Below are 26,510 nucleotides of genomic sequence, written 5' to 3' on the forward strand. Positions count from 1 at the left end.
TATTATAAATTTAAAGAGATATTTCACCTAAGTAATCTCTCAACCAAGCAAATAATTTTCATGTAAGATTTTTCACGTAGAAAAAATTCTTGTGCAATTTTTTTGTTGATATTAGACATTCTACTCAATTTGACTCTATCTTCCGCAAGTAAAATTAATTTTTGGGCTAAATCTTTAAAATTACCGGATTGATAATGAACTCCTCCTCCACTTGCTAATAATTGCTTGACCTCTAAATTTTCCTGACAACTTAAGATCGGCAAACCACAACAAAAATAATCTGATAATTTATTAGTAATTGATTGTTGGGCCGTCGAAACAATCGGGTTTATAGCAATATCTGAACATTTCAAACTCATCATTGCTTGATCATAAGGCAGAGTACCTCTAAAATTTACATATCCACCTAATTCTGAATTTAATTTTTTTAAACGTTCTTCATGGGGCCCAGTCCCAATAAATTGGATTTCTACTTGATCTTTACATATAGTAGATGCTCTGACTATTGTTTCCAAATCATAACTTCCAGCCATCGTTCCTATATAAGTAGCCATAATTTTTTCACGATGTAATTTATCGGATTTTAAGTTAAAATGTAAACTATCAGCACCAATATAAACTACTTCTTTATATTTACTATCTAATTGATTTACATCAGCCCTATTGATATAAGTTTCAGACACAGCAACTAATGCATCAGCATAAGCGTAAGCTTGGTTTGCATATCTAGAAATAGGAAATAAAATTAATTTTCCAAAATTATTTGACAAAAATGGCATTGGACCAAATATTGACTCAGGCCAAATGTCCTGTATATCTATAACTAATTTAAAATTTAATTTTTCTTTCATTTTTCCGAGAATATAATTTGTTTTTATCAATGGATAAGCGGAATAGACCAAATCATACTTAAAATGATTTTCTAAAATAAATTTTTCAAAATTTCTACAAAATACGTGATGACTTTTTAATCTTTCAAAGCCAACATTTAACTTGTATCCAGGCTCATCTAGAAAAATTACACTTATCCCATCTAAATTTTTACTTCTTATACGCCTAGATTTTAAAATATGACAAAACCTACTCGTTACTAAAGTTACATCATGCTTCTGACTTAACATTTTTGCAATCGTTATAAAACGATTAGCCCCTGGCTCATCTGGGAAAGTCACATATGGTGCAACGATTAAAACCTTTTTTCTTGCTTGCATAAATTCCTCAATTTAAGATATTTTTAAACCCAACACCATTATAAAAATTGACAACTAAATATTTTTTTGGGGTTTTAAGCTGATATAAATACCCAACAAAAAGAAAAAATATGGAAAAGCATACGCTCTTGAAAAAGACATCGATAGTAAACAAAAAATTAAAGGAAGAAGCAAATAAAAATGTTTTTTTTCACTCAAACCTCTTTTTAATGTCCAAACAACTAAAAAAATAAAAGGCAAAAAAACAAATACCCCATAATCATCTAGCAAAAATAAAAAATTGTGAATATAATTACCACCACCTTCATCTTCGTGTAGCCTAGAGTAAATATTACCAGTCAATGGATTAGCATAAATACGCTCTAATCCTGAATTAAAAAAATCATCTCTAGCCCCATCTCCTCCCGATGAAGAAGTAAAAGTATAACCAATTCGCGTATCAGCAAAATAATCAAAAATATAATTTTTTGTTAGACTAGTCAAAAAAATAATCAAAGACAAAAATAAAATCAATGATGAAAATACAGATGCAACTTTTATTTTTAGACCAAATAAACCACAGATAAAAAATAGAAAAAAGGACATCAAATAAAATATCAAAGACGATCTTGAGCCAATATACAATAGAGATAGGATACCCAAAAAAAATAATCCAAATTTTAAGATTTTATATTTCAAATTCGGTATAATAAATAATAAAATAAAAGCATAAACATCAGCAACTCTAAGATATGCACCATATTCATTTAACTGCTCCCAAACATTCTTTAGAAAAAACTGAGTGTATAAAATAACACTTGTAATTATTAAAATAATGAAAAAAAAGATACTGTTTAAAGTCTCATTGAATTTTATATAATAAATTCCAGAAAAAAAGTATAAAAAAAACATGCAAAAGGACGACAAAAACAAATTAAAAATAACAAGATTAAGCCTAGAAAAGTGATGGATAATAAAATTAAAAACAATAGAAAGAAGAAAAAAAGAAAAAAAGAAAATCAATATTAATTTTGGTTTTTTGTTAATTTTACTAACTTTTAATGGAAAAAAAAAGAAAATCAATAATAAAATAGGGAATGATAGTATTGTTCCAGAAGGAATTGATAAATTAAATAAATAAGCTAAAATATCAGTAACTAACTTAAATGGGAGTATCAAAACAATTAAAGTTAAACCTAAATAGTCGCTTCTATTTCCTCTAGAACAACTATTTATAACATTATTTTCTTTAATCATCTTTCAATCAACTCTTACCCAGCACACGTAATACAACAAACAGGTAAATAGAATAAAATATAAACCCTGTAACAGCATAAATTTCAAATATAAACTCAGATAAAAAACATCCTGCAATAATTACCATTCCATTCCTAAATAAAAAACCAAAAATTTGCAACAAAAGTGCAGTACTTTGATTATTTGTCACATGTAAAGACATAGAAATAGGAGATGTGATAAACTGCATAAAAAACCACGGCACCATCCAACTCATCATTACTCCAACTCTAGACCATTCATCACCTAGAAATATGGGTATAAGATATGGAAATAGAATAAAACCTAGAAATAATGGTATTACACTTGACTTTAAAAGTATAATAATTATTTTATGAGTAAATTCTGTTAAGTTATTTCTTTGATATTCATTTCTAGCTTCGCTCAAGTAAGCTTGTGCAACAGATTGACCAATTAAAGACATTGGAGCTGATAATAATTGACTTGCAAGCATTAAAAAACCAACTTCTGGACCCGCGCTATAAAATGCTATCAATAAAACTGGAATTTGTATTGAAGAAGAATTAAACAATCCTTCCAATACAGAATATTTTGGGAATTTTTTATATTTTCGAAATATTACTATCAGCTTGATTTTATTAATACGTTTTAAATTATACCAATTCTCTTTAAAAAATTTTCTACCTGTAATAAAAAATCCAAAACTAATTCTAATTATATACCCTATTATCAAACCAATTGATGCTGGAGAAATCAACCCATAGATTATTTGAAGTATTGAACTAAAACTAGTTTGAATAACTCTAGTTTTAGATATTATTAAAAAATCCTTTTTCCTAGTGTTCCAATACTGAAAAGCATTAAAAAAACCAATAAAAACTCCACCTATTGGTATTAACCAAAAATAATTAACCAGACTATCATTAAAAAAACTTTTAAGATTATCCTGAAATATAAATAAACTCAAAAAAATTAAAATATTAATTATTACAGTACTTATAAGCGACAATACAACTAGAATACATGCATGACTGTCATACTTAGGCAGAGGAACAGCCACTTCGAACCTCAAACACACTAAAACACTAACAATACTCAAAATTGCACTATATATAGCCAATACTTTAAAATCATCAGGTGTATACAACCTAGTAATTATTGGCAATGTAGAAATGAATATTATATGAGAAAATGCTGTTCCACTCATTAAAATCATTACAGATTTCAACATTGCATTTGAAGAGTGTATTTTACTCCTAACAATATTAATCAAATCTAATTCCTGATAATAAATTTATAAATTCCAAAAAATTTATAACTCTCGATATAATAAAATTAATTTTTTTGCATAATTTTGTGGATCACATTCTTTTATAACCAAATTAAATGCATTTTCCACATAATCTTGTGTCTGTATTTTATTTTCAATAGTTTGAAAAATCGCATTAACCATGGCTTCTACATTTCTAGGCTCAACCAAATATCCAGTATGATTATTAATCACAATTTCACCAATAGCTGAAGCATCATATGCACATACAGGAGTTTTCGTTAACATTGCTTCTACAATTGCATTAGATATACCTGCCCCAGAATCCCCATCAACCACAATGGGGCTTACAAATATATCTATATTATGCATGAATTCTTCAACATCAACTATATTTCCTAAGAATTTAACTTTTTTTTCAATATTATATTTTTTTGCTAAGCTTTCTAATTCTTTTTTATAAGCTCCATCACCACCAATAATAAATTCAATATTATGTGGAAATTGACTAGATTCACTTATATACTTGGCTATATCTAAAAATAAATCCACGCACCTATCTTGTCTTAAAGCAGATAAAGTACCAATTGTAATATTTTCTTTAGATAGTTTAGGTCTGGGTGCAGTTATTGGATTTAAACGATATGCGTTATAAACATATGACGTTTTTAATGGTTCAAACCCGTATCGAATTAGTTTTTGCTGTTCCAATTTACAATTACCTAATCCTCTAACATTCATCTTATTAAATATAGGTACCACATATTTATATGTAGAATGATGTAATCCTCTTGATGTCCAAAAAATTTTTAATCTCTTTCGCTTTGAAATTTTTTTTGCTAACCATGCCATAGGAACAGGTCTAGCCATTTGAGCATGTATTACATCAATTTCATACTTATTTATTAGATGAATAAGCTTGAATATGAATTTAAAAATTTTTATAGGATTCTTTGTATGCGATATACCATCAAAGTTCTCAATACCTAATTTTTCAATCGATTCTGACAATGGACCTTTACTACCTAAGACATAAACTTCCTTAGCACAAGGCTTAAGTACTTTTGCGGTAATATATGTAGCTATTTCAGTCCCACCCACCTTACTCATATCACTTACAAGTAAAACTCTAATGTTCTTATCACCCATTCAAAGCTCCAAATGAGTCTACGATTTTTGCTTGTGCTTCTGCAGCTAGATAAGGATGCATTGGCAAACTCATTACACGCTCTGCAATTGCATCACCTATAGGTAAAACTGCATTTAAATCCATAACAGCTGGCTGCTTATTCAATGGAATTGGATAATGTACAGCTGTTGGTATACCCTGCTCTGTTAACTTCGCTTGCACATCATCACGGCTTTCAACCTGGATCGTATATTGCGCCCATGCACTTTGATTATGGTCTTCAATATACGGTGTAGTATTAATCCCCGCTTCATTAAAAAGCTTTGTATAAATTTCAGCTACACGCTGACGCGCTTGCATTTCTTCATCCAAAATTTCTAATTTTGGTAATAAAATCGCAGCTTGCAAAGTATCTAAACGACTATTCATTCCCACACGAACATGATGATATCGACGGTCTTGACCATGACGTGCAATTTGACGAATGACTTTAGCAAGTTCATCATCATTGGTAAAAATCGCACCGCCATCCCCATAGCAACCTAAAGGCTTACTTGGGAAGAAACTTGTACACGCTACAGTAGTTAAGTTACAGCTTTTACGACCTTTATACGTTGCACCAAAGCTTTGAGCAGCATCTTCAATCACAGGAATATTATACTTTGCGGCAATTGCATTGATTGCATCAAAATCAGCGCATTGACCATATAGACTAACAGGAATAATCGCTTTAGTACGCGGGGTAATCGCTGCTTCTAGTTGCTCAACATCCAAATTATATGTTTTTGGATTCACATCAACATATATGGGTGTCGCACCCAATATTGCAACTGTTTCAGCGGTTGCGATATAGGTAAACCCGGGCGTAATCACTTCATCACCTGGACCGATACCAAACGCCATTTGGGCAATTTGTAAAGCATCTGTACCATTGGCACAGCTAATACAATATTTAGCACCGACATAAGCAGCAAGTTTTTCTTCTAACTCTTTTACCTCAGGACCTAAAATGTATTGACCATGGGTTAATACATTTTGAATACCCGCTTCAATCTTATCTTTTAAGCGAGCTTGCTGAGCTTTTAAATCAATAAATTCAATCATGTTTATGCCTGTTCTTTGATTACAGTGCTACCAGACAATCGATATATTGCACCTGTATGTGAACACACAGATTCTGCATGACCAGTTAAAGGTAAATCCAATTGTTCACCAAACTCACTCATCCAACCAATTTGTTTTGCTGGAACACCCACCATCAATGCATACGCTGGTACATCTTTATTAATTACCGCACCAGCACCAACAAACGAGTATTCACCAATCGTGACACCACAAACAATCGTACAGTTTGCACCTAGTGTGGCACCTTTTTTAACTAATGTATTACGATATTGGTCTTTGCGTTCAATTAAAGAGCGTGGGTTATACACATTGGTAAAGACCATGCTTGGTCCACAAAATACACCTTCTTCCAAAGTCACGTTATCATATACCGACACGTTATTTTGAACTTTACAATGGTCACCAATCACGACTTTGTTGCCAACGAATACGTTTTGTCCTAGAGATACGCCACGACCGATTTTGGCACCGCCACATACGTGAACAAAATGCCAAACTCGAGAATCGCTTCCTATTTGCGCACCTTCATCAACAATCGCTGTTTCATGTTGATAAAAACTCATAATCATTCCCTGATTTATTTTACTTTAGCTAATAATGGATGTGGGTTGGCAGGATTTTCCACAATAGGAGCGACACGAATGACTTCCACAGTTTCAATTGCTGCTCGGTTTTCTTCCACACCGTAGCCCTTGCCTTCCAAAATACGTTGATAACTCTGCGTATGTAAATCTGTAAAGCCACCTGAAAATTCTAATTCTTCATTTTCAATCGTAATACTACGGTAAGTAAGCTTTTCACCTTTTACAGCATTCGACGGCAAATTATTTGCATCGATAGACAAGAACCAACGAACACGAGCACGTTCATATTCTAAATAACCTGATGCAGTTTTTTCATCACGGTAATGAACTTCATTTTTTACAATTTTACCGAAGATAAAATGCAGCATGTCGTAGAAATGCACACCAATATTGGTTGCTACCCCACCTGATTTATTATCAACACCTTTCCAAGATTTTAAGTACCATTTACCACGTGAAGTCAGATATGTTAAATCAACATCAAATACTTTATCTGCTGGCGCAGCTTGTACTTTATCGCGTAAAGCAATAATGGATGGGTGTAAACGTAACTGAAGGATTGAATTTACTTTAGCACCATATTGTTTTTCATATTCAGACAATAAATTAAGATCTTCTGAATTAAGAACCAATGGTTTTTCACAAATTACATCGATGCCGTTTTTTAAGGCATACTTCATATGAGGTGCATGTAGATAGTTCGGTGAACAAATCGCAACATAATCCAGTTTTTCACCTTTGAGCTTTTGATCCTCTACATAAGCTTCAAACTCTTCAAACTCAGTAAAGAATTCAGCTTCAGGGAAATGACTATCCATAATCCCTACTGAATCATTTACGTCCATTGCAACGGCCAAGGTGTTACCTGTTTCTTTAATCGCTTTTAAGTGACGTGGAGCAATATAACCAGCAGCACCGATAAGGGCAAATTTTTTCATTCTATAAACTTCTTTCAATCGTTTAAGTAAAACTAGAGACGGAATACAGTAAAGCCTTCAGCAGTTAATTGCCCGCGATCAAATAAGCTTTTTACATCTGCTAAAACAGGCTTATCTCCACGGACATACTCCCGAAGCTGTGTAGCTGTCATATTACGAAACTCATTGTGTCCCACAGCGACAACCAAACTATCCACCTGATTTTCAGCGTTAACCATTCCTAATTCAATACCGTATTCATGCTTAACTTCTTCTGCATCCGCCCAAGGATCACAAACAACCACGTTGACATTCCATTGTTTAAACTCATTAATAACATCTGCAATTTTACTATTGCGAATATCGGGACAATTTTCTTTAAAAGTTACACCTAAAACACCAACCGTCGCTGTAGTGACATCAATGCCATTTTGAATCATGCGTTTAATCGTAGAGTGAGCAACATAACGAGACATATCGTCATTAATACGACGCCCCGCTAAAATCACCTGCGGGTTATAACCCACTTCTTCCGCTTTGTGTGTTAAATAATATGGATCAACACCAATACAGTGACCACCAACTAGACCTGGACGGAAAGGTAAGAAATTCCATTTACTTCCCGCGGCCTCTAATACATCTAGAGTATCAATATTTAATCGATCAAATATCACTGACAGCTCATTGACCAAAGCAATATTAATATCACGTTGTGTATTCTCGATGACTTTCGCTGCTTCAGCCACTTTAATGCTTGATGCTTTATGTGTTCCCGCTGTGATAATGGACAAATAGACTTGATCAACAAATTCAGCTACTTCAGGGGTACTACCACTGGTAATCTTTTTAATTTTAGTCAGCGTATTTACTTTATCGCCTGGGTTAATACGTTCAGGACTATAACCAGCAAAGAAGTCCTGGTTAAATTTCAAGCCAGACACTTGCTCTAATACTGGAATACAAACTTCCTCTGTAGCTCCTGGATAAACAGTAGATTCATAGACAACTACATCCCCCTTCTTAATCACCTGCCCCAAACTCGCACTGGCTTTTTTTAGAGGAGTTAAATCAGGACGGTTTGCTTCATCCACCGGCGTTGGGACTGTCACAATAAAAAAATTACATTGTTTTAAGTCTTCTAAATCCGCTGAGAAGCTTAATTGTTTTGATTCCGATAATTGTTGTGGTGAAACTTCCAATGTGTGATCTTGACCACTTTTTAACTCATCAACGCGTTTATGATGAATATCAAATCCTACAACAGGTATTTTCTTTCCAAATTCTACTGCTAATGGCAGGCCTACATAACCTAAACCAATCACTGCTATTTTTAAATTCGATACATTCAGCATCCGTTATACCTTATAGTATTTAATATCAATTTAACGGCGCCTAATATAACAGATCCCAGATTAAATATTGATGTAAAATAATGACAATTGAAAAAAATAATTACATAACTCCATGATCTTAATCACAATCAAGCAACAAAAAAGGGTTTTATATTCACATTGGCGCTAGGCGTTATAGGTTTATTCCTATAATATAGCTCAACAAATATCAGCTTAGATTTTTGAATCTATTTTAAATATTCTACTAATTAAAAAATGATAGGAATTCGAGTGAGTTACTACCGCTATAGTTTATTATTAGCACTCAGCTTAAGTTTTACAGGTTGCGCTGTAACTTCAGGTCTGCAAACGTATGATTTGCCAGAAGAAGGTGTTTTTCAGACGGATTTGGGGACTCAAGTCAATGTCATCAAACTCACTCAAGAGTCCCTTTTTGCTGTTCAACCTGCTCAAGTCAATGTCCATCATGATTTGGGGCATTTGTTTCTACAAAATCAAAAACAATATCTACTCAGCCCTGGCGATGTATTATCCATTTATCTATGGGCATATCCAGAAATTACACCACCCACCAATACCATTAATAATGAAGAAGCGATTAAATCCAATGGTTATCAAATCGACTCTCGTGGCTATATCCAATTTCCGATTATTGGACGTTATAAAGCGGCTGGCAAAAGTTTAGATCAAGTGAATCAAGAACTTCGTCAGTTACTTGCCCGTTATTTAAAAACACCTGATGTCATCGCGCGAGTTTTGTCTTACCAAGGTCAACGCTATTCAGTACAAGGCAATGTCATGAAAGGTGGTCAATATACGCTGAATGACCAACCCACCAGTATCTATACAGCGCTTGGTTTAGCCGGTGGTGTCAACACACAATTTGGTGCAAATACGTCGATTAGTCTGGTTCGCAATGGTCAAACCTATAACTTAAATTCAATTGAGCTCGAAAAAGCTGGGTTTTCACTACACAATCTTTTGGTACAAGCCAATGATACGATTTATGTAAACTCGCGTGAAAACCAAAAAATCTATGTCATGGGTGAGTCAGGTAAAAACCAATCTCTACCAATGCGTGATCAAGGTATGACTTTAAGTGATGTGATTGGGGAGAGCTTAGGGCTAAATCCATTATCTGCAAGCAGTAGTAAAATTTACGTCGTCAGAAGTCAAGCTGACTCTCCGATAACTGAAATCTTCCATATGGATCTGTCTAGCATTGCCAATTTTGGTCTCGCCAATCAGTTTAAAATGCAAAGTAATGATATTGTCTATGTCGATGCAACGGGTCTAACGCGCTGGCAACGTGTGGTCAACCAGGTTATTCCTTTCTCAAATGCATTATATAATTTAGATCGTTTGGGGAATTGATGAATTTTAAAAATATTTTAGTGGTCTGTATTGGCAATATCTGTCGAAGTCCGATGGCAGAGTATTTCCTAAAAGATGCATACCCTGATCGAAAAATTCACTCTGCTGGTATTTCTGGTCTAGTTGGCCATCCAGCAGATGATAAAGCATTACAATGTATGCAAAATTTCGGTATAAATATGCAAGATCATGTGGCGCGCAAATTGAATGCTGAATTGGTCAAAAATGCCGATTTGATTCTTGTCATGAGCCAGAACCAACAGAAGCATATCGAACAAACATGGCCATACGCAAAAGGAAAAACCTTTCGCTTGGGGCACTGGCGCGAAAAAAATATTGCGGATCCTTACCAACACGATCAAGCATTCTTTAATGACACCTGTCAGTTGATTCAGGATTGTATCGCTGATTGGAAAAAACACCTTTAATATTTTGAATAAAGATTATGAGTCAAACCGCGAATACCGAAGATACAATTGATTTAAAAGAATTATTTTTTTCATTAATCGCACAATGGAAATTGATTGCCCTGTGTGTAATTCTGAGTCTGGTCTGTGCCCTACTCTACTTGCGTACAACACCAGACACCTACGCTGTTGATGCTTTGGTCCAAGTTGAAGAAAGTAAAGGGACTTCAGCAGCACTTTTGGGTGATCTCTCAAGTATGATTGAGCAGAAACAACCTGCTCAAGCAGAAATTGAAATCTTGAAATCTCGATTAGTCCTCGGTTCAGTGATTGAGAATTTAAATTTAGATCTTAGAGTGTCTGGTACGCAAAACTCTTTCTTTGATCGTTTATTTTCACCACATGACTATTCAACCAGTTATTCACGTCAATCCGTAATTTTTAACGATGACGAAAAATCTTTTGCTATTCCCCATTTCCATGTTCCTCAGAAATTTCGTGACCGTGCATTAGAACTTAATTTTACGGAGAAACAATTTACCCTGACGGATTTAAGAACTGAAGAAGTGGTCCTCCAAGGTTCACTGAACCAACTCAATCAACGTTCTACCCGTGATGGCGTATGGAAAGTTGAGATTCGCACACAAGATCAATTAAATGACCGCTATATCATCACCAAGCAGTCTTTGCCTGCTGCGATGAAATCACTTTTGGCTAACTATTCAGTGGCTGAAAAAGGGAAAATGACTGGTGTTTTAGGATTAAACTATCAAGGTCAAGATAAAGAGCATATTACAAAAGTCCTGAATACGATTTTAAATGCGTATAGTCAGCAAAATGTAGAACGTCGTTCTGCCGAAACTGCGCAAACGCTCAAATTCTTGGATGAACAACTCCCAGAACTCAAACAACAACTGGATGTCGCCGAACGTGAATTTAACAAATTCCGTCAAGGCTTTAATACGGTTGATGTCACTAAAGAATCTGAATTGTATCTCACGCAAAGTGTTGCCTTAGAAACACAAAAAGCGGAACTTGAGCAAAAAGTGGCTGAAGCGGGTGCTAAATACACCAATGAACATCCAATCATGCAACAGATGAACGCTCAACTTGGCGCGATCAATAAAAAAATTAATGAATTGGATGGCACATTAAAACAACTCCCTGACTTGCAACGTCGCTATCTACAGTTATTCCGTGAAGTTGAAGTCAAACAACAGTTATATACAGCTTTGCTGAATTCATACCAACAACTTCGCATTGCAAAAGCGGGTGAAATTGGTAATGTTCGAATTGTTGATACTGCAGTAGAACCAATTGAACCAATTAAACCTAAGAAACTGATTGTTTTAGTGTTATCGATATTTCTCGGCGGTTTCCTCGGAACACTTTTGGCGCTGTTACGTAATATGATGCGTTCAGGCATTAAAGACTCAAGTCAAATTGAAAATGAATTGGATCTGCCAGTGTATGCAACAGTACCGCGTTCGCCAGTACAAGAAAGCCGCATTAAGATGCTGAAAAAGCATAAGAAAATCCCAATTCTCGCGATTAAGAATAGCGATGATATTGCGATTGAAAGTTTACGCAGTATGCGCACGGCGATTCATTTTGCGCTGAGTTCAGCTCGAAATAATGTGATTATGATTTCTGGTCCTGCACCTGAAGTGGGTAAATCATTTATTTCAACCAATTTAGCAACAATATTAGCGCAAGCCGACAAACGTGTTTTGATTATTGATGCTGACTTACGTCGTGGTTATCTACACAAATATTTCAATATTGACACACAGCCAGGTTTGACTGATTACATGACTGATCAGCATTCTCTACAAAATATTATTCGAGACACTGAAGTCGCTGGTTTAAGTGTGATCACTCGTGGTAAGAGTCCGAGCAATCCATCTGAGATGTTGAGTTCTGAAAAATTCAAACAATTGCTTGAACAACTTTCAACACAGTTTGATCATGTGATTATTGACACGCCACCTGTGCTTGCAGTGACTGACGGTATTATCATTTCGCAATATGCAGGTGTGAATATCGTCATTGCTCGCTATGCGAAGACACAAATGAAAGAACTCGAAATCACAGTCAATCGCTTCGAACAAGCCGGTGTGAAAGTAAATGGCTTTATTTTAAATGACATTCAACGTAATGCGGCAGGTTATGGCTATGGTTATAACTATGCGTATGCGTATAAAGCGTCAAAGGACAATGATTAATTATTGTCGATTAAAAGCCTGATCTATTCAGGCTTTTTTTATGCCGATCAAGCACTGTATATTTGTGAAATTTTGTTGATTTCATTGAAATTCTATATCGCTGAAAGTGAATTGACGCTATGCTGTTTTGGTTCCGCGATTTTAGAATGTCGCACGTATAATTGAAAAAAATTGGAAATCTCATGAGTAAAGCTTTACCCATCGCTGTTGCTGTCGTTTTAGGCGGTGCTGCGCTCGTCCCTGTTTATTATGCAAGTCAACATCCAACATCTGCGACAGTTTCTAGCATGACTGCTGATGCAAAACCGATTGATAAAATCAGTTATGCACTCGGTTATGAAGTTGCCAGCCAAACTCCTCCTGAAGTCGCGATTGATCCATTTATTGTCGGTGTCCGTGAAGCGCATGCTAAAAAAGAACGTGCCTATACCGATGAGGAACTGCAAACTGCCTACGTCGCTTTACAAAAAGAATTAGAAGAAAAGAAAGTCGAAGACTCTAAAGCTGCCAATGCACAAAGCAATAGCTTCCTTGCTGAAAATGCCAAAAAACCGAATGTTAAAACAACTGCCTCTGGTTTGCAGTATCTCGTCAGCAAAGAAGGTACAGGCAAACAACCTGCTGCAAGTTCTGTGGTTAAAGTGCATTACACCGGTAAATTACTTGATGGCAAAGTCTTTGATAGCTCGGTTGAACGTGGCGAACCAATTGAATTTCCGTTGAATCAGGTCATCCCTGGTTGGACAGAAGGCCTACAATTGATGAAGGAAGGCGGTAAAGCAACCTTATATATTCCATCGAATCTGGCTTATGGTGAACAGGGTGTTCCTGGTACGATTCCACCAAACAGCACACTCATTTTTGATGTTGAATTAATCGAAGTCAAATAAATTAATCAAAAGGAGAGCCTTCAGCTCTCCTTTTTTGGATTTGAAAGATGAAAAAAATCTCTATATTAAGCAGTCTGCTAATCCTCAGCTCTGGCTCATTTGCGGCAAACATTAGCAATAAAAGTACTGAGAAAGATCAGCTCGGATATAGCTATGGCTATGTGATGGGACGCACTAATGCGGATACATTAAAAGATATCAATTTAGATGCCTTTATTGAAGGATTGAAACAAGGCTCAACTGGTCAAAAATCGAGTTTAACCGATCAAGAAATGGCGCAGGCTTTAACCAAATACAAAAAGCAGAGTGAATCCAAACAGCTGATCGAATTTCAAAAATTGGCTGCAGAAAATTTAAAATCTGGGCAGCAATTTTTACAAGAGAATACCAAAAAAGCAGGTATTGTCACACGACCAACAGGGCTGCAATATCAAGTGATTCAGCAAGGTCAAGGCAAAACACCTAAAGCGACGTCAAAAGTGAAAGTTCATTATGAAGGGCGTTTGATCGATGGCACAGTATTCGATAGTTCGATCGCGCGTAATCAAGCGGTTGAATTCCAAGTGAGTCAAGTCATTCCGGGTTGGACTGAAGGCTTACAACTCATGAAGGAAGGTGCTAAATACCGCTTCTTTATTCCTGCTGATTTGGCCTATGGTGAGATCGGTTCGGGCGATGCGATTGAGCCGAACAGCACCTTAATCTTTGATGTCGAACTTTTAAAAGTTTTGCCTTAATGTTCACATGACTTATAAAAAAACATCGCTTCCGCGATGTTTTTTTTATGTTTTTATTGAGAGTCTGTTTGAAGCATTAGCCGTGTTTTAACTGTCTTGGTCTAAAGCCAGTCGTAAATAAACCCAATACATAAGCAACCACACCCAATACACAGAGACCAAGCACTTCAAATACACGAATCCACGGTGCTACATCTGGGTTATACCAGCTTAGACCATACCATAAAGCTGCGATCATCACGGCGTTACCGACCATAAATTGGAAAAATAATTTTTTCCAGTGCGGACCAAATCGGAATATTTCACGTTTGTGTAAATAGAAATATAGCATCCCTGCATTGACTAAAGCAGAACCTGTAGATGACAACGCCAATGCCATATGGAGTTCTTCCCAGCCCATCCATTTGAAGATACCAATAAAAACCACATTGAGGATGGCGTTTGCTGCAACTGCCATTAGGCCAACACGTACTGGGGTTTTGGTATCTTGAATCGCATAAAATCCAGGAGCAAAGACTTTAATCAACATAAATGCCAAGACACCACCACTCATACATTGTAATGCCAAAGCGGTCATTTCTGTCGCTCGTGCATCAAAAGCACCGTGTTGGAACAGCGCTTGAATAATCGGTGTAGACAACATAAATAAAGCGATACTGGCTGGGATACCTGCAAATACGATAACACGTGCAGCCCAATCTAACATGGCCTTAAATTTAGTTTGATCCTGTTCCGCTTTACGCGCAGAGAGTGCAGGTAGAATCACCGTTCCGATGGCTACACCAATTAAGCCCAAAGGCAATTCGGTCATCCGCTCTGCAGTATAAAGCCATGACACAGAACCATTTTGCATAAAAGACGCCCAAATGGTATTGAGCAGTAAATTAATTTGTGTGACTGAAACCCCAAACAGTGCAGGCAACATTAATTTTAAAATACGCTCGACACCTTCGTGCTTAAAATCAACTTTAGGGGGGATCAGGAGTTTTTTGCGCCACAGTTCCGGAATTTGTAGGGCTAATTGCAAAATGCCAGCAAACACCACTGCCCAACCCAATGCCATAATGGGTGTTTCCATATATGGAGACAGCCACAAAGCCCCTGCAATCATTGCAATATTCAACAACACTGGCGCAAATGCGGGTGTGGTAAATGAGCCATAGCTGTTTAAGATACTGCTGGCAAATGCCGTCAGCGACATAAACATCAGGTAGGGAATGGTGAGACGGAATAAGTCGACTGACAAATCAAATTTGGCTGCATCGGCATGAAATCCTGGCGCATAAACATACAATATCGCAGGTGCAACAATCATACACAGCAAAGTTAATGCAGTCATCACGGTAAGCAAACATCCAAATACCCGACTAATTAGGATCTGAACTTCAGCATGGAGTTTGGTGGTTTTATATTCTGTGAGAACAGGAATAAATGCTTGGGAAAATGCACCTTCGGCAAAAAGACGCCTAAAAAAGTTGGGAATACGAAACGCTACAACAAAAGTATCGAAGTCTTTACCTGCCCCGAACACATTTAACAGCACCATGTCTCGAATAAGCCCCATGACACGAGACAACATGGTCATTGCACTCACAATAAAGGTGGATCGCCAAAGCGCCATCATATTCACCACTTAAAAAGATTGACGATATTGTAATAAAACTTCGCTTTTAAATTGTTATTTCATTCGACAAAGCATCATATTTTTCGTTGTTTTAATTGATCTCTAAAATAAGACCATTGAAAATGCGGTCCTGGATCGGTCTTTCGTCCAGGTGCAATATCTGAATGCCCTGCGATATGACTTTTAATTTTAGGATAAGCGTGTTGAAGTGTTGCCACGACCTCAACTAAAGCTTGATATTGTTGTTCCGTAAAATCTTGATCATCACTACCCTCGAGTTCAATGCCAATCGAATAATCATTGCATTCTGGATTTGCCATGTACGTAGAGCGTCCCGCATGCCAAGCACGGTCTTTAAAATTAACAAACTGTAAAATTTCGCCTGACCTTAAAATCAATAAATGTGCTGAGACCTGCATCCCTTCAATGGTTTTAAAATAAGGGTGTGCATTCCAATCTAATTTATTTTGGAAAAACTGCTCAATATAGCCTCCTCCAAACTGTGAGGGCGGTAAGCTAATATTGTGGATGACCACCAGTTGAATGTCAGTATGGTCTGGTCTTTGATTAAAATTTGGTGAAGCAATAAATCTTGCACCTTGTAATACACCATCTACCACTTGAAGCTTGGGTACATTCGACATGTGTGATCTCAATCCGTGTTTGCAACTTATGACAATTCATCCACGCTCATCTTTGGAAAAGACTTGGACGAAAAAAACAGCACCATTACTTGAGGTGCAATGGTAATATATTGCTCATTTTTCTGGTGCCTACAATAGGGATTTTATGAGCATACCGCAATCTTTGCTTGAACAATCAATTCAAATCAATATCCAACAAGCATTGCAAGAAGATATTGGTGAGCGTGATATCACCGCATTGCTGACACCTGAAGATGAACAAGCAACAGCAACCATTATCAGTCGCGAAACGATGATTCTTGCAGGGCAACCGTGGGTGAATGCTTTAATTAAAGCCTATGATCCAAGCGTTGATGTGATTTGGTTAAAGCAAGATGGCGATCAAGTTCAAGCCAATGAGGCATTTTTAAAACTTGCCGGCTCAGCACGCAGTCTGTTAACCGTTGAACGCCCAGCACTTAATTTTGTACAAACCCTTTCTGCTGTTGCTACAAAAACGGCTGAATATGTGAAACATTTGGAAGGTTTAAATACCAAACTGCTTGATACACGTAAAACATTACCAGGCTTACGTATTGCGCAAAAATATGCGGTGGGTGTAGGTGGTGGTCAAAACCATCGTTTAGGTTTATTCGATGCTTTTTTAATTAAAGAAAACCATATTATGGCTGCAGGTGGTATTCAGCAAGCAATCGACAAAGCACATGCCATTGCACCAGGTAAACCTGTGGAAGTCGAAGTTGAAACTTGGGATGAATTAAACCAAGCTTTAGATGCTGGTGCCGATATCGTCATGTTGGACAATTTCAGCCAACAACAAATGATTGATGCAGTCAAGCATGTGGCTGGTCGTTGTAAACTGGAAGCATCAGGTAATATTACCATCGACAACTTACGTGAAGTTGCTACTTCAGGCGTCGACTTTATTTCAATGGGTGTACTGACTAAAGATGTCAAAGCCATCGATTTATCTATGCGCTTTAACGCTTAATCGATTCAATCCTATCTCTCAATAAAAAAGGGGCTTTGCTCCTTTTTTATTTGCTTAAAACTGTGATGCTACATTAACTTTATTTCATAAATACAAAAAAATTTGAATTTATGTAGAACTTATTGATACCTTCCGCGCTTTAAGATTATTTTTTAATCAAAATCATATTAAACAAATAAATTGCAAAATAAATCATTAAATTTCAATTATTTATTTGCCGTAATTTTACAATTATTCAATTTTCTGTCATGGAATACTGTTCGATTTTCATTCATAGTGAAGCCAATAAATACAATTAATCCCATGAGTTCGCATTGTCTAAATAATAGGAGGGTGTCAGAGCATAGACCATGCTGAATGTCAGTGAATAAATAAAAAGAAATGCAGTCATCGGATCGATTGCATCCACCATGTTGTACATTAGGGAAATCACATGAAAACGCAAATGATCTATACGCTTTTAAGCGTCGCGATTAGTAGCAGCTTACTCGTCGGTTGTAAAAGCTCCAACGAATCTGGGGGGAATTCAGGCGGTGGTAATGGATCACAGCCAACTCCGACCAATCCAACTGATCCTGACAATCCAACGAATAAACTTGAAAAAGAATTCGTGACTGTTTTATCTACTCGCCCCGATCTTGTGACAGATAATGATGTATTGATCGAATTAGACTCATCGATTAATTTTAATGACGCAAATATAAGCATTCATTTAAATGGACAGGACATCAAATCTCGCTTTTCCAATGCTCAAAATAGAGTGCTATTGGATGGATTACAGTTAGGGGAAAATCTACTAAAAATTGAAACACCAAACGCAATTCAAAATTTATATTTAAAAAATTTCAGTACCACAGGTCCTCTTTTATCTGGACCTCAAATTAATCCATGGACCTGTACCAACGGCTCGACTGATTTATTTTGCCGTAAACCTATTCAATATAATTACTACTATCGGAATTTAATCGGAACTTTACAAACCTATAATCCTGATAAACCACCTTCGGCGGGTCTGATTTCCAAAATTAAGACCGATACAGGCGTAGAAGTGCCATTTATCATTCGAGAGGAGGTCGGCTATCAAAATCGTGATGAATATCGGTTTGCTGTATTGTTTAATCCTAATCAGCCTTGGACTGCGCTGAATCCACAACCCCAATTTAATAATAAGCTGTTAGTAACCCATGGGCAAAGTTGCGGAAATGATTATCAGTCTGCAACTGCACCTACCGTGGTTGCGACATCAACTTCTATTTTGCCAGATATTACCATCAAGGCTTTGGGCAAAGGTTATGGCGTCATGTCTACGGCGCTATCCAACAGTGGACATAACTGTAATTTGGCGGTTCAAGCTGAATCAATCATTATGGCCAAAGAACGTTTTATCGAACAATACGGCACTTTAGACTACACGATTGGACAAGGCTGTTCAGGTGGCGCGCTCGCATCTCAATGGGTAGCTAACGCTTATCCAGGTGTATACCAAGGTTTGTTAGTAACCTGCTCCTTCCCTGATGCATGGAGTACAGCGTCTCAGTTTGCTGATTATCATATTATGATCAATTATTTTAAAACAGCAGAAGGCCGCTCTTTCCTCCCTCATCAAATTAACCATATTCAAGGTCATATTTCTGAGATTAATGGTTATGTCAGTGAACTTGCGCAATTCGATGTTGCTCGACCAAATACCATTTGTAGCGGAATATCAGAAACACAACTGTACAATGCCACCTCAAATCCGAATGGGACACGCTGTTCAATTCAAGAGGCTGCTGTAAATTTGTTGGGTCTCAGAAATCCAACTGAAGTTGATCCAAATACACAACAGCTTAGACAAATTTGGAGTCCTGTCGAAAACCAGCGAAATATTGGGTTTGCTAACCTACCAATTGATAATGTCGGTGTGCAATACGGGCTTCAAACCTTATTTGATGGTGTGATCAATGCTGAAAAATTTGTTTTATTAAATGAACGCCTCGGTGGAGTTGATATTGATATTAATCCAATTCCCGAACGGTTATATGCCACGGAGCAAGGTTTAAAAAATGCTTATCGAACTGGTTTAATCAATGTTGCCAATAATTTAGATCAAGTGGCGATTATTGATTGTCGTGGTCCAGATCCAGCGATCTTCCATGATGCTTACCGAGCATTCGCGATTAGAGCACGTTTAGACAAAGCACACGGACATCATCACAATCAGCTTCTGTATGGAGGTGATACCATTATGATTGGCGATCTTAAATGTTTAGAAATCAGTTTCAATGATATGAACCAATGGTTGGATCGCGTAAAAAATGATACAAGCAATTTACCTCTGCCACAGAAACTCACACGCAATAAAGTAAATCTTAACGACTCATGTATCACATTAGGAACGATTCGAAGATCTGGGTTCTGCAATAACCTTCGTGTACCGGTCTATAAAACACCGCGAATGGTAGCAGGTGATCAAATTAGTACCTACGCCAATAAATGTAAACTACAACCACTCACACGTCGTCTTTACCCCAATATTAACTTTACAGATGAGCAATGGACTCGATTACAAAAAGTTTTTCCAGATGGTGTTTGTGATTACACCCAAGATCCTGTTGGGTTTGGTAAAACCTATCCTTGGTTAACCTATCAAAATCAAAATGGGCAGATTAATGATGTCATTTATGGTGGTAAACAACTGGATGAAGATCCAAATCGCCCTGAGGAGCTTATAATGCCTCAACTTCCGAAGGGTTGGATCTCTAATTCATTTCAACTGTCTTAATACCTGAATTTTTCAATTCTGAAAAAAGCCGTGAACATTCACGGCTTTTTTACTTCGTGTTTAAGATTTAGGTTGCAATAATCCCATCATAGGATCAGTACATGTATGCTGCCCTGTTTCAATACGTCCAGCAAATCGACGTTCATAAGCCTGCTCTCCCTGCTGTTGGGCGATTACCACATTAAAATCATACCATCCCCAAGACTCCGTTAAATCGAGATGAAGTTCAGCCTCATTCGATTGAGTTTTGACAGTCCACACTTTTTGATTGTAGTACGCATTGTCCTTGACCATCATCTCCACAGTTTCAGCCCCATCATGCCGTATTTTTAAAATTATTTTAGGTTGACAAGCTTCATAGCAAATTCGAATTTCTGGCAAATGATCTCTTTCAATTTGATGGTGAAGATTTCCCTTGAATGCTCGATGATAACCATTTGGCCCAAGCACCCAAAGATCATATTGATCATCTGCTAGCTCCCAAACATCCTCAAGTTGTTTTCCAGCCTCCACCATAAAACGTCGAGGAATGGCATTTAAATCCAGTTTGTCATAGACATGGAAAACCGCACCTTGTTCTCCACCATTTGCGAAAATCAGTTGAATATTTCGGGTTGCAACCTGTACGCGCGCGCTGGTATGTAATAAATAAGGTAATGCTCGAGAATGACGTATTCCAGTTTCTTGCAGAGGAAATTGTTGATTTGATGGGACTGGAACCTTACTAAGTTGCTCTTGCGAACGACGCGTATTGTCAGCTTCTTGTTTTGTTCTTTGCCCATGGAGTGTTGGCAGAACATTAAAGTTAGGTGTCTTAAAGTCAAACGCCGACGTAAGGTCACCACAGACTGCTCTACGATAAGGGCTAATATTAGGCTCTTGCACGCCAAAACGTTGCTCAAGAAATTGAATAATTGAAGTATGATCAAAGACTTGAGAGTTGACCCATCCCCCACGACTCCACGGTGAAATGATATACATTGGAACACGTACTCCTGGACCATACACACCATGCCAGAAGTTTTCATTCTTACCATTTTTAAATTTTAATTCAGGCTGTGCTATCGAACCTGATACAGGTGGGTGATTGAAATATTCATATGATATCTCTTGTTCTGATAACGTGGTTTTACCATGAACTTTAACGATATCACCTACTTCATTGATTTCTCTTGATGGTGCAGAGGGCGATGGTACATGATCAAAGAAACCATCATTTTCATCAAAATTGACCAGTAAAACCGTCTGACTCCATAACTCTGGATCTGCCGTTAAAGTGTTTAACAGTTCTTGAATGTACCACGCGCCTTGAACAGGACTTGATGGTCCCGGATGTTCACTATACGCTGCCGGTGCGACCACCCAGCTCACCTGTGGCAATTTACCCTCTAAGATATCTTGTTTAAATTGTCCTAATAAACCGCCGTCCTTAGGCATCGTATTGGCAATACCCTTATAGAGAGGTTGTCGTTGATCAATACGCTCATCATATTCAGGCGACAAAATATTGGCATGGCTAACCGGCTTACCAGATAATTCATTGGCTTTGCGATATTGCTTAAATCCAGCCAAAGGATTATCCGTAAAATTATCGGGCATATTTTGATAAACCTTCCAACTGATCCCAGCTTGCTGTAATCGTTCAGGATACGTGGTCCAGTCGTAGCCGATCATTGATGAGCCAATACTATCAAACTCGTTGACTACACTCGCGACACCTGCAGCAGTTGGCCCGTTGGTCCCTGTCCAAATAAATTTACGATTGGGATTAGTTCCCGCGTGCATAGCGCAATGGTAGGCATCACATAAAGTAAATGCTTCTGCTAGTGCAAACTGGAACTCGAGCTCTTGTTTCTTAAAATAGCCCATGGATTGGGGTTGTTTATGTTCCACCCAATTGCCCATACGCCCACAATCCCAAGCGGCTTGACCATCCTTCCATGAATGAGGTGTGCCCGAAACACGTTGAGCATTGCCCAATGAACTGTCTAGGTGATAAGGCAAAATTTTATTTTTGTTGGCATCATACTGTTCCCACACCGCTCTTTTGCCACTCAATGGAATGGTGAATCGATCACCAAAACCACGTACTCCTTTGAATGTTCCAAAATAGTTATCAAAAGAACGATTTTCTTGAGTCAAAATCACCACATGTTTCACATCTTGAATAGTGCCAGTTTCGACTTTTGCATTAATTGCTAAAGCTTTTTGAATACTCAGCGGAAAACTCGCTAATGCAGATGCACCCAATAATGTCTTGGTCGAATTTAAAATAAAGTCACGACGGTTCATACAATTATCCTGTTTTTATTCTTGTTATGGTTATGGAGCACAGTGGATTTCACAGCTTGGATCTGAAGGTTGCGGTTTGGATGTTTGGTGATCATCATCTCCCCCACAAGCTGTTAACAAAATACTCGGTGTAAGGATGAGTATAAAAAAATAAGCTCGCATGTAGTTATCCTTCTCGTTTTATGCGAACTCAGTGATACGCTTTTTTCGTGACGCTGCAATGAAGCTTCAATTGCAAATCTATGAAATAAAAAAAAGCACCTCTATCAAGGTGCTTTTTTACAATCAACGCATGCAATCAAATGCGAATTACCAGCCTAGTGCTTGTTGTTGCTTTTGAATTAACTCTTGAATGCCTTTCTCAGCCATTTCAAGCATTGCGTTACATTGCGTGCGCGTGAACGGTTTATCTTCTGCAGTACCTTGAATTTCAATAAACTCACTCGCCTGAGTCATCACCACATTCAAGTCTGTTTGGCAGTTTGAATCTTCTTCATAACATAAGTCGAGTAGTACTTCGTCTTGATAAATACCAACAGAAATTGCAGCCACCAATCCTTTGAGTGGATCTTGTTTGATTTTCTTTTTCTCAAGTAATGAATTCATAGCATCAATCAAGGCTACCGCAGCACCTGTAATAGACGCTGTACGTGTACCACCATCGGCTTGAATAACATCACAATCGATTGTAATCGTGTTCTCACCCAATTTCTTCAAATCCACCATGGCACGTAGACTACGACCGATTAAGCGTTGAATTTCTTGAGTACGTCCACTTTGTTTACCACGAGCTGCCTCACGGTCACTGCGTGTATGGGTTGAACGTGGCAACATGCCATATTCAGCAGTCACCCAACCTTGGCCTTTTCCTTTCAAGAAGCGCGGTACTGAATTATCAACACTGGCAGTACAAAGAACTTTGGTATGACCAAATTCAACTAAAACTGAACCTTCTGCATAACGTGTATAGTTTCGAGTAATTTTAACGTCACGTAACTGGTCTAATGCACGCTGGTCAATACGCATAATACGTCCTAATTTTTACTTAAAAAAAGATTGGGCACATTATAGCAGATTGATGGCATCTAACTTTGTTATAAGTCCGTGTTTTAAAATTGCAGTTTCATTTAAAAACATACATTGGTTTGAACTGAGTTGACATAAAAAATGATCAGACTTCGTATAACGCCCATATGTAAAATGATCACTATTCTTGATAATGTGTGATTACATTTTGAACTTTTTCTTCATTCTGTATTTTGTTATTCTTTATTGAATTAGAATAATTGGATCTAGCATGACTAGCCCTATTTTTTTGCATGAACTGCCAGAAGAGCAGCTAAAAAAGCTTTCCCAAGATGATATTCAAAAGATTCACCAAGCAGAGCAACTCTACTGGAATAATAAGCCGTATACCAAAGTTTATGCTGCATTTAATGGTTCTAAAACGAAAAAAGGTGGTTTAGTAAGAGCCTCTACTGATACCTATAAGGTCAAAGGTATTTCTTTAGCTTTAGTAGGTGATGAAGCGATATACACTGATGGTTCAACAGCAAAAATTATCTCTGGTGCTGGTAGTGCCATCACTGTTCATAATCGATCCGCAGCACTTATTGGCTCACTATTAGAAAATGGTGATGAAATTATCGATAGTCCAATAACAGCTCATGTCTTACGTTTGTATCATGATGCCGCTTTACCCAAAGATTTCATGATTTCAATGATTGGAGGATCAAAGAGTGTCTAAAGGTTTTGGCATACATGGTTCTACAACAAGTCATGGTGGAACAGTGTTATCCACTCAATCGCGAAGTTCTCAAATGGGAAACCTATTTCTTCGTGCGGGAGATGGTTTTGCTTGTCCAAAATGTAAAACGTGGTCAACTTTGATTAAGAGTAATGACCATGTAATTTTTGATGGTAAAGCAGTCGCTTATGTCGGTGATAAGTTCACGTGTGGTGCTACTTTGATGCCAAAACAAGTTCATGTTGTTGGGACAAGTGGAAATGGTTCCAGTAGTTCGACCATTTCTAATTTGCAAACGACTAATAACCAACTTACTAATAACTTTTTGTCTGACAAAAATAATTTCGATATTGAGTTGAGTAAAATCAGTATTAAAACAGATTTATTTATACCTTGTGGTGTTCCTTCTTATCAAGGAAAAAAATCAAATGATAAAATTGATTATGAAATCAAAATTAAGGCTGGAATTTTTGAATATCTAAAATTAGAGATAGAGATGGAACCTGGGAAATATCAGTTAATAAAAAGAATTTCAGGCCCACATCACCCAGGAAAAAAAATAAAAGTTGATTGGGACGGGTTCGTAAATGATATCTATGATAGCAAAAAATTTACTTCAAAAGATGGCATTAATTTTAGAATAAAAGGCTATGCCTTTGATAAAGAGCAATGTAGTCAGACTAAAAATGTAAAATTTAAGTATAAAGATAAAGATTGGATAGACATTTTAATTAATAAAAAAACCTTAAAGATAGCAATTATATTAAGAATTGGTCTGTCAGATGGGGGGGAACAAGGTATTGATTCTTGGAAATATATCCCACCAAATCAGATTCTCATAGGAAAACCTCCATATCGGTCAAGGAATGTTTCCTATGAACAATTAAAAACAATGGCTTTAGATGGAATGAAATATTACTGGAGTCGAAATGGCTCTCATCCAGTTGGAAAAAGTATATTGTTAGATGGAAAAAATTATGAGGTTTTTCTAACTGCTCAAGAGTCAACAGTAAATATGATGCCTATGATGAAGTTAATATTTGCTACTAATTGGCGTCCAAGTAGAAGTGCTAATTGGGAGCTTTACAGGAGTACATTTTATAATACTGGTTATATGTTATTTAACACATCGAGAGGGGCTATATGGCAATTTTGGGATGCATCAAAAGCAAATAAACAATTTAGACTTACATTTGCACATGAAATGGGACATGAATTATTGTTAGCTTATAGCGGTCAAAAGCATTCAAAAGGGCATAAATCCACCTCTGGAATTATTAATCAAAGTCCAAAAGCAGGTACTACTTATCCAAAAAGTGGAGAAATTGATTTAATGAAATATGCAGATGAAAATGAAAATAATATAACTCTATTTCATGAACGATCTGTAGCAAGTCAAGAAGACGTAGCTGGGCTTTTATTTATTTCTGGAATTACAAAATGAAATTTTTTTTTAGTCATTTGCTTATAATATTTATATCCACTTTTTTAGTAGCTTGCACTCAAAAGACTTTATATTTAACTCCTGAAACTACAGGCTATATATATAGTATTGAAAGCAAAAAACCTATTGCCAATTATCATGGCTATATTGGATATGATACAGCTAGAGATAGTCATAATTCTATTACAACCGATAGCAAAGGTAAGTTTAAAATTTCTCCTGAAACACTAAAATATTATTTGATAAAACCAAGTTTAAAAGATTGGAATATGAGTGCTGCACATATTTATATTCAATTTCCTGGTTATAGAACGAAAATATATGATTATTCTGAAAAACTTCAGGAACAAGTTTCTAATTCTGATCCTAATAAGTTAGAACAACTAGATGTTGGAATAATATTTTTGTCTTCTGAGTAACTTTAGATTTCTTACAATTAACGTAATACCCATTTTTTAATTTAAGTACCTTTATTTGATTCAAAAGCCCGATCCTCACCAATCGGGCTTTTTTGTTGACTCTTCACGTTCCACGCTTAAAACTTTGT

Annotated in this window: 21 protein-coding genes and 1 pseudogene; 10 read left to right on the plus strand and 12 right to left on the minus strand. The window is 36.8% G+C overall.

Features of this window, described 5'->3' with window-relative positions; translation table 11 throughout:
* Positions 1-23: 23 nt before the first annotated feature.
* The 8 genes from BMW42_RS11310 to tviB all read right to left on the minus strand — a co-directional run bounded on the left by BMW42_RS11310 (position 24) and on the right by tviB (position 8,824).
* A complete protein-coding gene (locus BMW42_RS11310; RefSeq protein WP_092767944.1) occupies positions 24-1,211 on the minus strand; it encodes a glycosyltransferase in 1,188 nt (395 codons plus the stop codon).
* 54 nt (positions 1,212-1,265) lie between these two features.
* Positions 1,266-2,447 (minus strand): hypothetical protein, encoded by a 1,182-nt coding sequence (locus BMW42_RS11315; protein WP_092767946.1) that lies wholly within the window; start codon positions 2,445-2,447, stop codon positions 1,266-1,268.
* A 7-nt stretch (positions 2,448-2,454) separates the two neighbouring features.
* The gene (locus BMW42_RS11320) at positions 2,455-3,654 is read right to left on the minus strand and encodes a lipopolysaccharide biosynthesis protein (protein ID WP_171260720.1); all 1,200 of its coding nucleotides are present in this window, start codon (positions 3,652-3,654) and stop codon (positions 2,455-2,457) included.
* 105 nt (positions 3,655-3,759) lie between these two features.
* Positions 3,760-4,866 carry a glycosyltransferase gene (locus tag BMW42_RS11325; RefSeq protein ID WP_092767949.1) on the minus strand — a complete coding sequence of 369 codons (1,107 nt, stop codon included), beginning with the start codon at positions 4,864-4,866 and terminating at the stop codon, positions 3,760-3,762.
* Positions 4,859-5,950 carry a DegT/DnrJ/EryC1/StrS family aminotransferase gene (locus BMW42_RS11330; RefSeq protein ID WP_092767951.1) on the minus strand — a complete coding sequence of 364 codons (1,092 nt, stop codon included), beginning with the start codon at positions 5,948-5,950 and terminating at the stop codon, positions 4,859-4,861. The genes BMW42_RS11325 and BMW42_RS11330 overlap by 8 nt, the downstream gene beginning before the upstream one ends.
* A gap of 2 nt (positions 5,951-5,952) precedes the next feature.
* Positions 5,953-6,534, minus strand: a complete 582-nt coding sequence (wbpD, locus tag BMW42_RS11335; RefSeq protein ID WP_092767953.1) for a UDP-2-acetamido-3-amino-2,3-dideoxy-D-glucuronate N-acetyltransferase — start codon at positions 6,532-6,534, stop codon at positions 5,953-5,955.
* A gap of 14 nt (positions 6,535-6,548) precedes the next feature.
* A complete protein-coding gene (locus BMW42_RS11340; RefSeq protein ID WP_092767955.1) occupies positions 6,549-7,493 on the minus strand; it encodes a Gfo/Idh/MocA family protein in 945 nt (314 codons plus the stop codon).
* 32 nt (positions 7,494-7,525) lie between these two features.
* Positions 7,526-8,824: a Vi polysaccharide biosynthesis UDP-N-acetylglucosamine C-6 dehydrogenase TviB gene (tviB, locus tag BMW42_RS11345; protein WP_416224327.1), complete on the minus strand. Its 1,299-nt coding sequence runs from the start codon at positions 8,822-8,824 to the stop codon at positions 7,526-7,528.
* A gap of 270 nt (positions 8,825-9,094) precedes the next feature.
* Here tviB and BMW42_RS11350 point away from each other — a divergent pair, with 270 nt between their 5' ends.
* The 5 genes from BMW42_RS11350 (at position 9,095) to BMW42_RS11370 (ending at position 14,457) form a co-directional block, all read left to right on the plus strand.
* Positions 9,095-10,198, plus strand: coding sequence for a polysaccharide biosynthesis/export family protein (locus tag BMW42_RS11350; RefSeq protein ID WP_213032615.1), 1,104 nt, complete (start codon positions 9,095-9,097; stop codon positions 10,196-10,198).
* A complete protein-coding gene (locus BMW42_RS11355; protein ID WP_092767959.1) occupies positions 10,198-10,626 on the plus strand; it encodes a low molecular weight protein-tyrosine-phosphatase in 429 nt (142 codons plus the stop codon). The genes BMW42_RS11350 and BMW42_RS11355 overlap by 1 nt, the downstream gene beginning before the upstream one ends.
* A gap of 17 nt (positions 10,627-10,643) precedes the next feature.
* Positions 10,644-12,830, plus strand: a complete 2,187-nt coding sequence (locus tag BMW42_RS11360; protein ID WP_092767961.1) for a polysaccharide biosynthesis tyrosine autokinase — start codon at positions 10,644-10,646, stop codon at positions 12,828-12,830.
* Positions 12,831-13,012: 182 nt separating this feature from the next.
* Positions 13,013-13,720: an FKBP-type peptidyl-prolyl cis-trans isomerase gene (locus tag BMW42_RS11365; RefSeq protein WP_092767963.1), complete on the plus strand. Its 708-nt coding sequence runs from the start codon at positions 13,013-13,015 to the stop codon at positions 13,718-13,720.
* 47 nt (positions 13,721-13,767) lie between these two features.
* The gene (locus BMW42_RS11370) at positions 13,768-14,457 is read left to right on the plus strand and encodes an FKBP-type peptidyl-prolyl cis-trans isomerase (RefSeq protein WP_092767965.1); all 690 of its coding nucleotides are present in this window, start codon (positions 13,768-13,770) and stop codon (positions 14,455-14,457) included.
* Positions 14,458-14,533: 76 nt separating this feature from the next.
* Here the strand turns inward: BMW42_RS11370 and murJ are convergent, their stop codons facing one another.
* Together murJ and ampD are read right to left on the minus strand one after the other, a co-directional pair.
* Entirely contained in the window at positions 14,534-16,087 is a 1,554-nt protein-coding gene (murJ, locus tag BMW42_RS11375) for a murein biosynthesis integral membrane protein MurJ (protein WP_171260721.1), read from the minus strand.
* A 68-nt stretch (positions 16,088-16,155) separates the two neighbouring features.
* Entirely contained in the window at positions 16,156-16,725 is a 570-nt protein-coding gene (ampD, locus tag BMW42_RS11380; RefSeq protein ID WP_092767969.1) for a 1,6-anhydro-N-acetylmuramyl-L-alanine amidase AmpD, read from the minus strand.
* A 145-nt stretch (positions 16,726-16,870) separates the two neighbouring features.
* Here ampD and nadC point away from each other — a divergent pair, with 145 nt between their 5' ends.
* Positions 16,871-17,716 (plus strand): carboxylating nicotinate-nucleotide diphosphorylase, encoded by an 846-nt coding sequence (gene nadC / locus BMW42_RS11385; protein ID WP_092767971.1) that lies wholly within the window; start codon positions 16,871-16,873, stop codon positions 17,714-17,716.
* Between the two features lie 433 nt (positions 17,717-18,149).
* Positions 18,150-20,480: a DUF6351 family protein gene (locus BMW42_RS11390; RefSeq protein WP_092767973.1), complete on the plus strand. Its 2,331-nt coding sequence runs from the start codon at positions 18,150-18,152 to the stop codon at positions 20,478-20,480.
* A gap of 60 nt (positions 20,481-20,540) precedes the next feature.
* On the opposite strand, the gene BMW42_RS11395 is transcribed toward BMW42_RS11390, so the two are convergent.
* Positions 20,541-22,772 carry a phosphocholine-specific phospholipase C gene (locus tag BMW42_RS11395; protein WP_092767975.1) on the minus strand — a complete coding sequence of 744 codons (2,232 nt, stop codon included), beginning with the start codon at positions 22,770-22,772 and terminating at the stop codon, positions 20,541-20,543.
* Positions 22,773-23,081: 309 nt separating this feature from the next.
* Positions 23,082-23,798, minus strand: coding sequence for a ribonuclease PH (gene rph / locus BMW42_RS11400; protein ID WP_092767977.1), 717 nt, complete (start codon positions 23,796-23,798; stop codon positions 23,082-23,084).
* 271 nt (positions 23,799-24,069) lie between these two features.
* On the opposite strand from rph, the gene BMW42_RS11405 reads away from it, so the two are divergent.
* The 3 genes and pseudogenes from BMW42_RS11405 to BMW42_RS11415 all read left to right on the plus strand — a co-directional run bounded on the left by BMW42_RS11405 (position 24,070) and on the right by BMW42_RS11415 (position 26,382).
* Positions 24,070-24,519: a PAAR domain-containing protein gene (locus tag BMW42_RS11405; protein ID WP_092767979.1), complete on the plus strand. Its 450-nt coding sequence runs from the start codon at positions 24,070-24,072 to the stop codon at positions 24,517-24,519.
* A pseudogene (locus tag BMW42_RS14875) lies at positions 24,512-24,796 on the plus strand (PAAR domain-containing protein); the annotation flags it as partial. The gene BMW42_RS11405 and the pseudogene BMW42_RS14875, both read left to right, overlap by 8 nt.
* A 1,163-nt stretch (positions 24,797-25,959) precedes the next feature.
* A complete protein-coding gene (locus BMW42_RS11415; protein WP_092767983.1) occupies positions 25,960-26,382 on the plus strand; it encodes a hypothetical protein in 423 nt (140 codons plus the stop codon).
* The last annotated feature ends 128 nt before the right edge of the window (positions 26,383-26,510 follow it).

Source organism: Acinetobacter sp. DSM 11652 (assembly GCF_900109815.1).
GTDB lineage: Bacteria > Pseudomonadota > Gammaproteobacteria > Pseudomonadales > Moraxellaceae > Acinetobacter.

Bases quoted from the DNA above. Each gene is read 5' to 3' on its own strand.
- BMW42_RS11310 (WP_092767944.1), bottom strand. From the start codon at position 1,211: ATGCAAGCAAGAAAAAAGGTTTTAATCGTTGCACCATATGTGACTTTC.
- BMW42_RS11315 (WP_092767946.1), bottom strand. From the start codon at position 2,447: ATGATTAAAGAAAATAATGTTATAAATAGTTGTTCTAGAGGAAATAGA.
- BMW42_RS11320 (WP_171260720.1), bottom strand. From the start codon at position 3,654: ATGAGTGGAACAGCATTTTCTCATATAATATTCATTTCTACATTGCCA.
- BMW42_RS11325 (WP_092767949.1), bottom strand. From the start codon at position 4,866: ATGGGTGATAAGAACATTAGAGTTTTACTTGTAAGTGATATGAGTAAG.
- BMW42_RS11330 (WP_092767951.1), bottom strand. From the start codon at position 5,950: ATGATTGAATTTATTGATTTAAAAGCTCAGCAAGCTCGCTTAAAAGAT.
- wbpD (WP_092767953.1), bottom strand. From the start codon at position 6,534: ATGAGTTTTTATCAACATGAAACAGCGATTGTTGATGAAGGTGCGCAA.
- BMW42_RS11340 (WP_092767955.1), bottom strand. From the start codon at position 7,493: ATGAAAAAATTTGCCCTTATCGGTGCTGCTGGTTATATTGCTCCACGT.
- tviB (WP_416224327.1), bottom strand. From the start codon at position 8,824: ATGCTGAATGTATCGAATTTAAAAATAGCAGTGATTGGTTTAGGTTAT.
- BMW42_RS11355 (WP_092767959.1), top strand. From the start codon at position 10,198: ATGAATTTTAAAAATATTTTAGTGGTCTGTATTGGCAATATCTGTCGA.
- BMW42_RS11360 (WP_092767961.1), top strand. From the start codon at position 10,644: ATGAGTCAAACCGCGAATACCGAAGATACAATTGATTTAAAAGAATTA.
- BMW42_RS11365 (WP_092767963.1), top strand. From the start codon at position 13,013: ATGAGTAAAGCTTTACCCATCGCTGTTGCTGTCGTTTTAGGCGGTGCT.
- BMW42_RS11370 (WP_092767965.1), top strand. From the start codon at position 13,768: ATGAAAAAAATCTCTATATTAAGCAGTCTGCTAATCCTCAGCTCTGGC.
- ampD (WP_092767969.1), bottom strand. From the start codon at position 16,725: ATGTCGAATGTACCCAAGCTTCAAGTGGTAGATGGTGTATTACAAGGT.
- nadC (WP_092767971.1), top strand. From the start codon at position 16,871: ATGAGCATACCGCAATCTTTGCTTGAACAATCAATTCAAATCAATATC.
- BMW42_RS11390 (WP_092767973.1), top strand. From the start codon at position 18,150: ATGAAAACGCAAATGATCTATACGCTTTTAAGCGTCGCGATTAGTAGC.
- BMW42_RS11395 (WP_092767975.1), bottom strand. From the start codon at position 22,772: ATGAACCGTCGTGACTTTATTTTAAATTCGACCAAGACATTATTGGGT.
- rph (WP_092767977.1), bottom strand. From the start codon at position 23,798: ATGCGTATTGACCAGCGTGCATTAGACCAGTTACGTGACGTTAAAATT.
- BMW42_RS11405 (WP_092767979.1), top strand. From the start codon at position 24,070: ATGACTAGCCCTATTTTTTTGCATGAACTGCCAGAAGAGCAGCTAAAA.
- BMW42_RS11415 (WP_092767983.1), top strand. From the start codon at position 25,960: ATGAAATTTTTTTTTAGTCATTTGCTTATAATATTTATATCCACTTTT.